The following is an 11,349-nucleotide window of genomic DNA, read 5'->3' as shown; positions in this document are numbered from 1 at the left end:
TCCGGTTCGCTGAAGAGCTGGCACCACAGGTCCTGGCCGGACCGCAGCCGGGGCAGGAAGTGGTGCTTCTGCTGCTCCGTCCCGTGGGCCAGCAGGGCGCCCGCGGCGAGGGCGCCGGCTCCGATCTGTCCCCAGGCCCGCGCCCGTGCCAGTTCCTCGGCGACGACGAAGGCGGGCTCGGGGCGCGGATCGGCGAGACCGCCGTACTCCGTCTGCCACGACCGGCCGAGATAGCCGGCGTCATGGAGCCGGGCGATCCAGCGGCGCAGCTCGGGGACGAGCGCGGGGACGGGCGCCCGCACCCCCGCGTGGGTCTTCCTGCCGGGGGCGTGGGTACGGATGAACGCGCGCACCTCGGCGCGGAAGGCGTCGAGTTCGGCGCTGGTGTCGAGCCTCATCGTGTCTCCTGCCTCATCGTGTCTCCTGTCAGACCGAGGGCATGCCGGGGTCGCGGGGGAGCCCGAGGACCTGTTCGGCGAGGGTGTTCCGCTGTATCTCGGCGGTGCCCGCCCCGATCGTGGAGGCCCGCGTGCGCAGGAAGCCGTAGAGCCACCTGCCGCGCTGCACCGCTTCCTCGGACCCGGGTCCCAGCAGGCCGGCCGGGCCGAGCACGTCGACGGCGAACTCGTGGATGTCCTGTTCGAACTGGGAGATGTGCAGACGTGACACGGAGGAGACGGGGCCCGGCTCCCCGTGGGTCAGGATGTCGGAGATCGTGCGCTGCCCGTTGTAGTGCATGATCCGTGCCCGGATCTCGAAGTCCGCCATCCGGTCCCGCACCTCCGCGTCCGCCAGCGCGCCGCGTTCCGCGAGGAGCTGCCGGAGTTCGCCGAGGACACGCCGGTAGGTCGCGGCCTGGTTCATCGCGCCGGCGGCGCGCTCGTGCCCCAGACTCGTGCGGACCAGCGGCCAGCCTCCGTTCTCGTCCCCGACGCGGTCGGCGACCGGTACGCGCACGTCGTCGAAGAACACCTCCGCGAACAGGTGCCCCCCGGTCAGGTCGCGCAGCGGACGGACGTCCACGCCCGGAGCGTGGGCGTCGACGACGAGGTAGGTGATCCCGCGCTGCCGCGACGCGCGCGTGCCCGTCCGTACGAGCGTGAAGAAGACGTCCGCTCTGGCGGCGTGGCTGGTCCACACCTTCTGTCCGTTCACCACGTAGGTGTCGCCCTCGCGGCGTGCGGTGGTGCGCAGGCCCGGCAGGACGGAACCGGCCACCGGCCCGGAGTAGCCCTGCGCCCACACGGTGCCCCCGCGCAGCATGGACGGCAGCCAGCGCCGGCGCTGCTCGTCGGTGCCGTACTTGATGATCGTCGGCGCGGCGATGCCCAGGCCCGTCCCGACCGGGCCGGGCACCCGGGCGCGTGCCAGTTCCTCCTGGTACACCACCTGATGGGCGAACGGCAGGTCCATCCCGCCGTACTCCTCGGGCCAGCTCGGGGCGGCGAAGCCGTGGTCGAAGAGGGTGGCCTGCCAGGCGCGTGTCCAGGCGAAGCGCTCCTCGGGATCCCGTGGCCGCCGCCCGGGCCCGTGGCCGGTGAGGAAGTCCCGCAGCCGGGAACGGAAGACGTCGAGCGACTCCGGGTCGCGGGGGAGGGCCGAAGCGGTCGTCATGGGCGGGGGACTCCTTCTGCCATGGTGAGCCGGGCGAGCCGGGCCCGTTCCTCGCGGGGTGTGCCGAACAGCAACTCGGACGACTTGGCCCGGCGCAGATAGAGATGCGCGCAGTGCTCCCAGGTGAAGCCGATCCCCCCGTGGATCTGGATGTTCTCCTTCGCCGCGTGGGTGAACGCCTCCGAGCAGTAGGAGCGGGCCACGGCGGCCGCGATCGCCGCCTCGGTGCCGGGCGTGCCCACGACCGACCCGGCGAACCTGGCCGCCGACCGGGCGCACTCCACCTCGACCAGCAGTTGGGCGCACTTGTGCTTGATCGCCTGGAAGGAGCCGATGGGCCGCCCGAACTGCTCCCGCGTCTTGGCATGTCCGACCGCCATGTCGAGGCAGGCGGCGGCTCCGCCGACCTGCTCCGCGGCGAGCGCCGCCCGCACGAGGTCCCGCACGGCCGCGAGCGACCCGGAGGCGTCACCGGTCCCGATCCTGGTCGCGGGGGTGGCGTCGAGGCGGATCCGCGCCAGCGGCCGGGTCGGATCCAGGGCGTCCAGCACCGTGCGGGTGAGACCGGGGGCGGTGGCCGGGACGCCGAAGAGTCCGACGCCGTCGGGGCACCGGGCGGTCACGAGGAGCAGGTCGGCGGTGTGCCCGTCCACGACGTACGTCTTCGTGCCGGAGAGCAGCCAGCCGTCCGGCTCCCGCTCGGCCACGGTGGCGGGCGGGTCCGTCTCCCATGAGCCGTCCGGTTCGGCCGCCGCCAGCGTCGCGGTGAGCGCTCCCGAGACGATGTCCGGCAGCCACCGCTCCATCGCGGCCTCGTCACCGCAGTGCGCCAGCGTCTGACCGGCCAGTACGGCAGTGGCGAAGAACGGACTCGGGAACAGGGCGCGGCCCATCTCCTCCATTGCGACGCCGAGTTCGGCGGGGCCGAGGCCGGCACCGCCGAACCGCTCGGGCACGGCGAGACCGGTGAGGCCGAGCTGACCGGAGAGCCGGCGCCAGAGGCCCCCGTCGTACTCCTGCGGGCCGGTGCCGGGAAGCGGGGGGCTGTGGCTCGTGGCCTTGTCGTCGAGGAACGTGCGCACCAGCAGGCGCAGTTCCTCCTGTTCCTCACCGAGACTGAGGCTCATCGCGCATCCATCGACATCGTCGTGCCCTTCACGCAGCTTGACCCTAACAGTGATCGGGTAAATCAGTAAACTGATTGCGGCGTCAAGGGTGGAAGGTCGTCCCGCTCACCGGACGAGCCGCCTGGGCGGGATGCGGCCGGACGTCCTTGCCCCGATCCCGGTAACGAGGTTCTCCGAGCAAGTACACTCATTGTCATGAGTGCCACATTGGGGCCAGTCGGTCAGACGGTCCGCGCGCCCAAGACGGCGGAGCTGATCGCCGCGCAACTGCGCCGTCGTATCGTCCAGGGTGAGCTGACGCCCGGCGAGACGCTGCCGCCCGAGACCCAGCACATGGAGCAGTTCGGCGCCTCGCGGCCCACCCTGCGCGAGGCCTTCCGCATCCTCGAAGCCGAGATGCTCATCAGCGTCCGCCGAGGCAGCCGGGGCGGCGCTCAGGTCATGGCCCCGGACTTCTCCGTGGCGGCCCGTCACGTCGGACTGCTCCTGCAGATGCAGGGGACCACCGTCGACGACGTCTACGAGGCCCGGATGATCGCCGAGCCGGCGTGCGCACGCATGCTGGCCAAGCGTCGCACGAAGCAGGACCTCACCGACCTCAGCGAGGTGGTGGCGGAACTTCAGTCGGCCGTCGAGTCGAAGGACGACGCCGTGCCCGACCCGGCGTTGTGGTCGCGGCTGACGTACCGGTTCCATGAACTGATCATGGAGCGCTGCGGCAACAAGACCATGGCCGTCCAGGGAGCGGTCCTCCAGGAGATCGTGGCGACCCATCTCGAGATGCGGGTCTCGCGCAACTTCGACAGGACGGAGTCGCCCGAGCGTTTCCAGCGTGCCATCAAGGCCTACAAGCGTCTCGTGGTGCTGGTGGAGGCCCGGGACGCCGAGGGTGCCGAGCGGCACTGGCGCACGCACATGAAGGTCGCGGGTACCTACCTCCTCAAGGACGACCTGCACAACAAGCCCGTGGTGGATCTCTTCGCCTGATCCGAGCGTCGCCCGCACCTGCCTCGCGGAGATCTCCTCGTGACGGTGCGGGCCTTGCCCGGGCGACCACGGGCTTCGCAAGACGTGTCCCGGGGGCTTCGAAAGACGTGTCCCGGTCAGCGGGACTCGGGGCCGACGGCTGTTCGGCGCCACCTACTCTCCTCCTGTTGGATCCAGCCGACCGGGCATCGCGCCCATCGGGACGGACTGAGACCCAGGAGAGCCGCGATGCGACGCGACCATGACCTCACCGGGACGAGGCAGCAGAACTCCCGCATCAGCGCCGGCGCGCTTGCCTTAACTCGCTGACGAGCCCGCGCTCCCGCACATCCGCTTCCCCGGAATCCGAGGGATCCCCCGCAGCTTGCGGAGCCTCTTCCGGCGGCATCACCGGCTCTCCGCGTCAACGGCGTCCCTCGGATCGCCGTCTCCCGGATCGCCGTCCCCTCTCCGCCTCGGTGACCCGTGTCCTCGGCGCCCGGGCGGTACCCGACCATGCGACGGATCAAGGGAGATCCCATGGACGAAAAGCTGAAGTTCAAGCTCTATCGTTTGTCGGTCTGGTGCGGGGTGGTGGTGGTCATAGCCAACACGCTCGCGTTCTCGGTCTTCGGACACCTCTCGCCGCCCGTCTCGCCTTCGGACAACGCGCAGCAGGTGGCCGACTTCCTGACGGAACACCGGACCGGGATCCTGTGGGCCGTGGTCACGATGGGTGTCTTCGCTCCGTTCTTCTACCCGTTCGCGGTCATCACGAGCCTGCAGATGCGCCGGATCGAAGGCGGCTGGGGCCTGTTGTCGATGATCCAGCTGGCGACGGCGGTCGTCGCGCCGACGGGATGGGTCTACCCGCTCGCCGTGCTGGCCACCGCCGCCTACCGGCCGCACCGCAGCCCCGAGTTGATGCAGCTGCTCAGCGACCAGTTCTGGCTCACGTACGTGGGAGTCGCGGTCATCTTCGTCATCAACGTCGCGGTGATCGGTATGTCGGCCTTCGTCGACCGGCGGCCCGAGCCGGTGTTCCCGCGGTGGTTCGGCTGGCTGAACCTCGTGCTGGCGGTCTCCTTCTTCCCCGGGGTCTTCGTGTACGTGGCGACCGACGGTCCGTTCGCCTGGGACGGGGTGTTCACGGTCCTGATCCCGTCCATCGCGTTCGTCGTCTGGAAGATCGCGATGATCATCGTGCTGCTGCGAGCGGTCAAGTCCGAGGAGCGCGAGGCGCGGGGACAGCAGACGGCCGTACCTGCGGCGGCCTGAGGGCATACGGAGGACGAGCCGAACTCCCCCATGTGTGAGCGGAGTTCGGCTCACCTGCGTCTTGAAGCTCCATCCATGAGTAGATTAAGTTAACTCAATAATCTTGATATGTGGTTGCCCGTCAGGCACGGGTACGCCGGCAGGGAAGGAGCCGTATGGCCGGGAAAGGCAGGCTCGCGACGGGAGCGTCACCGCACGTGGACAAGGCGTTCATCGACCGCGCGCTGGACGACGCCGACCTCAACGCGCTGAGGCTCGCGCTCTACCAAGCCACCGGAGACGAAGCCCTGCTCGGACTACCGCTCAAGACCACCCCCATGTACGGCGGCGCCCTCAAGCAGACCGTCCTGGCAGAAGAGGCCGTGGAGACCCTGCGGGCCAAGGCGACGGAGTTCCTCCTCGGTATGACGGCCGGTTTCACCGAGGTGAAGCCGGACGACGTCGAACTGCGCCGCATGTACGAGGCCTTCCGCAACGAGGAGATCACCGACCGGGACTGGTCCTACCGCCGTGACCTCGCCGCCTTCGACGACCATCCCCGGCTGGCCCGGTGGACGGGCGCCAAGCCGTCCATTCCCGAGGGCTTCCAGGTGGCGGTCATCGGCGCCGGCTTCGGCGGCATCGCCGTGGCCGTCCAGCTGGAACACCTCGGCATCCCCTACACGATCTACGAGCGGCGCCCGGAGCTGGGCGGCACCTGGAGCATCAACGCCTACCCGGACGTGCGGGTGGACACCACCAACTTCCTCTACCAGTTCTTCTTCGAGAAGAACTACCCGTGGACCGAGTACTTCGCGCGGGCCGGAGAAGTGCGCGACTACCTGCAGCACGTGGCCAAGAAGTACGGCGTCTTCGAACACATCAGCTTCGACAGCGACGTGCAGGAAGCCGCCTTCGACGCGGCGACGGGCCGATGGACGATCGACGCCGTCATCGACGGCCGACCGCAACAACTCGGCGCCAACGCCGTGGTGAGCGCGAGCGGGCTGTTCGCCACGCCCAAGCGCCTCGACACGCCCGGCATCGAGGACTTCGGCGGCGAGATCGTGCACACCGCCGAATGCACGGGCCAGGAGCTGCTGGACGGCCGTGACGTCGCCATCATCGGCAACGGCTCGACCGGTGTGCAGATGATGTCCGAGGTGCGCAGCCGGGCCCGGAGCGTGGGTGTCTTCCAGCGCACCCCGCAGTGGATCAGCCCGCGCGAGCGCTACGGCGAGGCCATCTCCCCGGAGACCCGCTGGCTGCTGGACACGATGCCCTACTACTGGAACTGGTACTGCTACTCGATCGCGACCCTGCGGCTGGGCGGCCAGGTCCTCCAGGAGCCGGACGCGGAATGGCAGGCCGCGGGCGGCCTCGTCAACGAGGGGAACGACGGCTACCGCGCGAGCCTCACCCAGTACGTGAAGTCGAAGGTGGGCGACCGCCCCGACCTGTGGGAGAAGCTCATCCCGAGCCACGCCCCCATGGCCCGCCGGCTCATCGTCGACAACAACTGGTACTCCTCGCTGATCGAGGACAACGTCGAGCTGGTCACGGAGAAGATCGAGCGGTTCACCCCGACGGGCATCCGCACGGCCGACGGCAAGGAGCGCCCCTACGACCTCGTCTTCACGGCCACCGGGTTCGCCACCCAGAAGTACCTGTGGCCGACCCGCTATCGCGGCCTGGCCGAGGAGACGCTGGAGGAGCGATGGAGCGACCCCGCGGGCGGCGGCCCGCGTGCCTACCTCAGCCTCACGGTGCCCGACTTCCCGAACCTGTTCATCATGTACGGCCCCAACTCGCAGAACCGGGCCGGGTCGTTGATCGTGTGGATGGAGACCTGGGCGCGCTACACGGCCGAGGGGCTGGTCGCCCTCATCGAGGGCGGCCACCGTTACCTGACGGTCCGCAAGGAGGTCTTCGAGGACTACAACCGCCGGCTCGACGAGGCGATGCTCTCCCTCATCTGGTACGACGCGGGGTCCAGGGACCGCAACTACTACGTGAACGAGTTCGGCCGGCAGCAGGTCAACGTGCCGTGGCGGCTGGAGGAGTACCACGAGCTCCTGGCGAAGTTCCGGCCGCAGGACTACGACTTCGCCTGAGGACGGGATGCGATGAAGGCGGTCCGTTGTGTGCCGCCGGGGGTCGAGGTCGTGGAGACCGACGAGCCCGGCGGGCCGGGAGAGCTGGTCCGGGTGGCCGCGGTGGGTATCTGCGGCTCCGACCTGAGGTACCTGCGGCGAGGCAGCACACAGATCATCGGGCACGAGATCGCCGCCACCGCCGCGGACGGCACGCCCGTTGCCGTGGAGGCCATAGCCCGGTGCGGCACCTGCGAGTGGTGCGCCGCCGGCCGGCACAACCTGTGCCGCGCGGCCGGCCGGGACGTGGTCGGCATGACCGTACCGGGAGCGATGGCGGAGTACTACCGGGCCCCGCGGTCGGCACTCGTACCGCTGCCGCCGGGACTGTCCCTGGACGACGCCGCGCTCGTCGAACCGAGCGCGGTGTCCTGGCACGCCTGCCGCAGGGGCGAGATCGGTCCCACCACCCGTGTCGCCGTGGTGGGGGCCGGGACCATCGGGATGCTGGCCGCTGCCGCCTCCCTGCGCATGCAGGCCGCGGAGGTGGCCCTGGTGGCCAGGCACCCCTTCCAGACCGAGGCGGGCGAACGCCTCGGCGCGGCCCGGCCGTCGGGGCTGTACGACGTCGTCGTAGAGGCGAGCGGCAGCGAGAGCGGGCTGAACCGTGCGATCGAGCTGGTGCGCCCCCTCGGCACGGTGGTGACGGTCGGTGTCTTCCCGCCCGGCATCACCTGGCCCCACATGGCCGCCTTCCTCAAGGAGGCCCGCGTCGTGCCCTCGATGGGATACGCCCAGGACGCCACGGGCCCCCGCGAGTTCGCCTGCTCGGCGCGGATGCTGGCCGACCGGCCGGAGATCGCCCGGACCCTGATCACCCACCGGTTCGGCATCGACGAGGCCGCGGGCGCCTTCGAGGTCGCCGCCGCCAGGCCGCCGGGGACCTTCAAGGTCGTCGTCCATCCGTGAACCCCGTGGGCCGCCCCTGCCAGGCGTGCTCCGGACAGTCCACAGACACTCATACACCGTCAGGCGGAGACAAGGATGTCGAAAGCCACGCCGACCCCGTCCGCGCTGCATGACTCCAGGCGCATTCGTACGAACGCCGTACGGGTGGGGACCGCGAGCATGCTCGGGACCTTCATCGAGTTCTACGACTTCACCTGTTACGGCTTCCTGGTCGTGTACACGGCGCCACTGTTCTTCCCGGCGGACGACCCGGGCACGGGCATCCTCGCCTCCCTGGGCGTCTATGGGGTGGGTTATCTCGCCCGCCCGCTGGGCGCGCTGTTCTTCGGCCGGCTCGGCGACCGGCGCGGGCGCCGCTTCGCGCTGCTCGTCACCGTCATCGGCATGGGCGGCGCGACCACCCTCATGGGGCTGCTGCCGACCTACGGCACGGTCGGAGTCGCCGCGCCCGTCCTGCTGGTCCTCGTCCGGATGGTGCAGGGATTCTGCGCGGGCGGTGAGATCGGGGGTGCCGCCACGCTGGTGGCGGAGTCCGACGGCGGCCGCAGACGCGGACGGTTCCAGGCACTCATCCCCCTGGGTTCGAGCCTGGGGGTCGCCGTCTCCCCGGCGGTGGTCGGTCTGCTGGTGACGGTTCTGGGCGCGAAGGACATGGCGCACGGGGGCTGGCGCATCCCGCTGCTGCTGTCCGCGGCGATGACGCTCGCGGTGGTGGTCTACCGGGTGCGGGTCGAGGACTCCCCGGAGTTCCGTTCCCTGGCCGAGGCGGAAGCGGTCGAACGGTCGCCCGTGCGCACCGCGTTGCGCGGTCACTGGCGCATGATCACGGTCTCGGCGGTGCTCAACCTCGTCGTCACCATGGTGCTCGGCGTGCTGGTCAACTACATGAGCGTCTACCTGCTCTCGGTCCTGGAAGTGCCGCCCATCAAGGTGTACTGGCTGTCGGCGGTCTGCCTGTTCCTCGGGGCCGGCGGGTTCCTCGTGGGCGGCTGGTGGACCGACCGCTTCGGACGCCGGTCGGCGATGCTGCTCGGCCTCGGCGGTTCGGCCGCCCTGGTCTTCCCCGTGCTGTACGGCATGCGGAGTGTGCGCTCCGGCGGTGCCTGGGCGCTCGTCGCGGCCGGCGCCCTGTACGTCCTGGCGCTCGCGTTCAGCTACGCGGCGGCGCCGTCGATGTACGTCACGTTGACCCAGGCGTTCCCGACCCGGGTGCGCTACACGGCGGTGGCGTTCGCCTACAACGCCGGCGCCGTCGCCGGCGGTGGTCTCACGCCCTATCTGGCCGCCCAGTTGACCCGGACGGCGGGGCCGCGGGCGGCGGGCTGGCTGGTGGTCGCCGCCGCGGTGACCGGGGTCGCGGTGATGTGGTTGCTGACGTCGAGGTCCCGGCGGCCGGCAATCTCCGACCGGAGTATTGACGAACCCAATGAGTTCAATCGTATAACTGATACAGATAACTAAATCCATGAGGAGAAGCCGTGACGACCGAAGCCGGCGTAGACCAGGCCACCTTTGAGGTGGTCAATCCGACCGCGGACAAGTTGGACTCCGCGGAGACCTCCCTGGCCCCGCGACTGGACACACTGAACGGAAAGGTGCTGGGCCTGCTGTCCAACAGCAAGCCCAACGCCGAGATCGCGCTCCAGGCGGTGGCGGAGAAGATCAAGGAGACCTACCCGGACCTCAAGATCCGTCTCTACCCCGGCTCCATCCGCTTCGACCCCGGGCTGCTGCGGCGGGCCATCGAGGAGAGCGACGCCCTCGTCGGCGCCACGGCGGACTGCGGCGCCTGCACGTCCTGGCTGATCCACGACGGCGCGCAGGCCGAGAAGGCGGGCGTCCCTCAAGTCACGATCGTGGCCCGGGGCTTCGAGCGCGACACGGACACCAGCGCCAAGGTGTTCGGCGTCCCCGGGCTCCAGTACGTCGTCGTGCCCCGCGTCTTCACCGCACTCACGCCGGAACAGGCGACCGAGCAGACGCTGCCGGTGGCGGACGACATCATCAAGGCCCTCACCCAGACTCCCGCCGCCGCCCCGGCCGACACCGCCGAGCAGGAGGACGACGAGGAGCGGCAGGAGACGTACACCTTCCGTGGCCAGGACCCGGTGGCGGCCGTCGAGGCCTTCAACGAGTTCTACCTCCAGAAGGACTTCGGTGACGGACTGCCGCTCCACCCGCCGACCCGGGCGAAGGTGGAGGCCATCATCGAGGCGGCCCAGGGGCTGCCCCGGGACGAACTGATCCTCACCATCCCGCCGCTGCACGGCCACGGAACCCTGGAACGGATCGCGGTCAACGCCGCCATGGCCGGGTGCCGTCCGGAGGAGCTGCCGGTAGTGATCGCCGCGCTCAAGGCGATCCACGCGTGCCCCCCTCCGATGAACCTCTCGGTCCTGATGTCGACCGGGGCCTTCGCGCCCGTGATCCTCGTCAACGGACCGCTCGTGAAGAAGCTCGGCATCAACAGCGGGCGCAGCCCGCTCGGGCCGGGCCTGAACAACCGGGTCAACATCCGCATCGGGCGGGCGGTCGCCCTGACGCTGCGCAACCTCGGCGCGTGGATACCCGGACGCATGGACCTCGACACCATCGGCACCGTACGCAAGAACATCCAGGTGTTCGGCGAGAACGAGGACGAGAGTCCCTGGGAGCCGTACCAGGTCGGCAAGGGCCTGCGGCCCGACGACAGCACCGTGACCGTGGTGCACACCGTGGGGGAGTGGGACCTCGGCTCCAACCACGGACCGGCGGACCGCCGTATCCGGTCCATCGCGGCGCGCACCCCCACGCTCACCCAGGTCGGTTTCATGACGAGCACCCTGGCCGGCCTCGAAGGCAACGAGGACGGGCTGTTCTACCTGCTGCCCCCGGAGACGGCGAGGAAGTTCGCCGACGCGGGGCTGAGCAAGGACGCGGTGAAGAGGTTTCTGCTGCACAACATCCGGCCGCGGATCTGGGACGTCGTCGCACCGTTCATCGACTTCCGGGAGCGCGGCCTGGTCCGGCCCGAGTGGGAGTGGATGTTCCAGCTCACCCCCGAGGAGCAGCGGACCCAGACGATCCAGGCGTTCAACGACCCGGCCGCGATCAACATCGCCGTCGCCGGGCACGGCACGCCCAAGGAGTTCGTCTTCGGCACGATGACCACGCCGATCACCGTGAAGATCACCGCCCTCGCGTAGTCCCGCGCGCAGGCGGAGGAAGGAGGCACGCTCATGGCGGCAGTCGTCCGCGCGGTCACCGACGACGACTTCGACGAGGCCGTCCAGGGGGCCGGGCGACCGGGGCTGGTGGGCTTCTGGGTGCCCTGGTGCGGGGGG

General features: G+C 70.0%; 10 protein-coding genes. 7 read left to right on the top strand and 3 right to left on the bottom strand.

Annotation, left to right across the window (positions count from 1 at the left end):
* The 3 genes from KVT45_RS53015 to KVT45_RS53005 all read right to left on the bottom strand — a co-directional run.
* Nucleotides 1-398: acyl-CoA dehydrogenase family protein (locus KVT45_RS53015; protein WP_217561972.1), on the bottom strand; the 398-nt coding region annotated here is incomplete at its 3' end.
* Between the two features lie 28 nt (nucleotides 399-426).
* The gene (locus KVT45_RS53010) at nucleotides 427-1,614 is read right to left on the bottom strand and encodes an acyl-CoA dehydrogenase family protein (protein WP_217561970.1); all 1,188 of its coding nucleotides are present in this window, start codon (nucleotides 1,612-1,614) and stop codon (nucleotides 427-429) included.
* Nucleotides 1,611-2,741 carry an acyl-CoA dehydrogenase family protein gene (locus KVT45_RS53005; protein WP_217561968.1) on the bottom strand — a complete coding sequence of 377 codons (1,131 nt, stop codon included), beginning with the start codon at nucleotides 2,739-2,741 and terminating at the stop codon, nucleotides 1,611-1,613. The genes KVT45_RS53010 and KVT45_RS53005 overlap by 4 nt, the downstream gene beginning before the upstream one ends.
* Nucleotides 2,742-2,936: 195 nt before the next feature.
* On the opposite strand from KVT45_RS53005, the gene KVT45_RS53000 reads away from it, so the two are divergent.
* The 7 genes from KVT45_RS53000 to KVT45_RS58605 all read left to right on the top strand — a co-directional run.
* Complete coding sequence (locus tag KVT45_RS53000) at nucleotides 2,937-3,728, top strand: FadR/GntR family transcriptional regulator (protein ID WP_217561966.1); 792 nt, start codon at nucleotides 2,937-2,939, stop codon at nucleotides 3,726-3,728.
* Between the two features lie 519 nt (nucleotides 3,729-4,247).
* Nucleotides 4,248-4,985, top strand: coding sequence for a hypothetical protein (locus KVT45_RS52995; protein ID WP_217561964.1), 738 nt, complete (start codon nucleotides 4,248-4,250; stop codon nucleotides 4,983-4,985).
* A 155-nt stretch (nucleotides 4,986-5,140) separates the two neighbouring features.
* A complete protein-coding gene (locus tag KVT45_RS52990; RefSeq protein WP_217561962.1) occupies nucleotides 5,141-7,078 on the top strand; it encodes an NAD(P)/FAD-dependent oxidoreductase in 1,938 nt (645 codons plus the stop codon).
* 12 nt (nucleotides 7,079-7,090) lie between these two features.
* Nucleotides 7,091-8,026 (top strand): zinc-binding dehydrogenase, encoded by a 936-nt coding sequence (locus tag KVT45_RS52985; RefSeq protein WP_217561960.1) that lies wholly within the window; start codon nucleotides 7,091-7,093, stop codon nucleotides 8,024-8,026.
* A 75-nt stretch (nucleotides 8,027-8,101) separates the two neighbouring features.
* Nucleotides 8,102-9,487: an MFS transporter gene (locus KVT45_RS52980; RefSeq protein ID WP_217561958.1), complete on the top strand. Its 1,386-nt coding sequence runs from the start codon at nucleotides 8,102-8,104 to the stop codon at nucleotides 9,485-9,487.
* Nucleotides 9,488-9,504: 17 nt separating this feature from the next.
* Entirely contained in the window at nucleotides 9,505-11,211 is a 1,707-nt protein-coding gene (locus KVT45_RS52975; RefSeq protein ID WP_217561956.1) for a hypothetical protein, read from the top strand.
* Between the two features lie 33 nt (nucleotides 11,212-11,244).
* Nucleotides 11,245-11,349, top strand: a 105-nt coding sequence (locus KVT45_RS58605; RefSeq protein WP_217561976.1) for a thioredoxin domain-containing protein, incomplete at its 3' end; no start/stop codon positions are given.

This window comes from Streptomyces sp. GbtcB6 (assembly GCF_019091475.1).
Lineage (GTDB): Bacteria > Actinomycetota > Actinomycetes > Streptomycetales > Streptomycetaceae > Streptomyces > Streptomyces hyaluromycini.
The sequence above is the reverse complement of the archived record's forward strand: the minus strand, read 5'-3'. Positions and strand labels throughout refer to the sequence as shown.

What these genes read in the sequence shown, in the direction of transcription:
- KVT45_RS52980 (WP_217561958.1), top strand. Translation starts at nt 8,102, where the DNA reads ATGTCGAAAGCCACGCCGACCCCGTCCGCGCTGCATGACTCCAGGCGC.
- KVT45_RS53010 (WP_217561970.1), bottom strand. Translation starts at nt 1,614, where the DNA reads ATGACGACCGCTTCGGCCCTCCCCCGCGACCCGGAGTCGCTCGACGTC.
- KVT45_RS52995 (WP_217561964.1), top strand. Translation starts at nt 4,248, where the DNA reads ATGGACGAAAAGCTGAAGTTCAAGCTCTATCGTTTGTCGGTCTGGTGC.
- KVT45_RS52990 (WP_217561962.1), top strand. Translation starts at nt 5,141, where the DNA reads ATGGCCGGGAAAGGCAGGCTCGCGACGGGAGCGTCACCGCACGTGGAC.
- KVT45_RS53005 (WP_217561968.1), bottom strand. Translation starts at nt 2,741, where the DNA reads ATGAGCCTCAGTCTCGGTGAGGAACAGGAGGAACTGCGCCTGCTGGTG.
- KVT45_RS53000 (WP_217561966.1), top strand. Translation starts at nt 2,937, where the DNA reads ATGAGTGCCACATTGGGGCCAGTCGGTCAGACGGTCCGCGCGCCCAAG.
- KVT45_RS52985 (WP_217561960.1), top strand. Translation starts at nt 7,091, where the DNA reads ATGAAGGCGGTCCGTTGTGTGCCGCCGGGGGTCGAGGTCGTGGAGACC.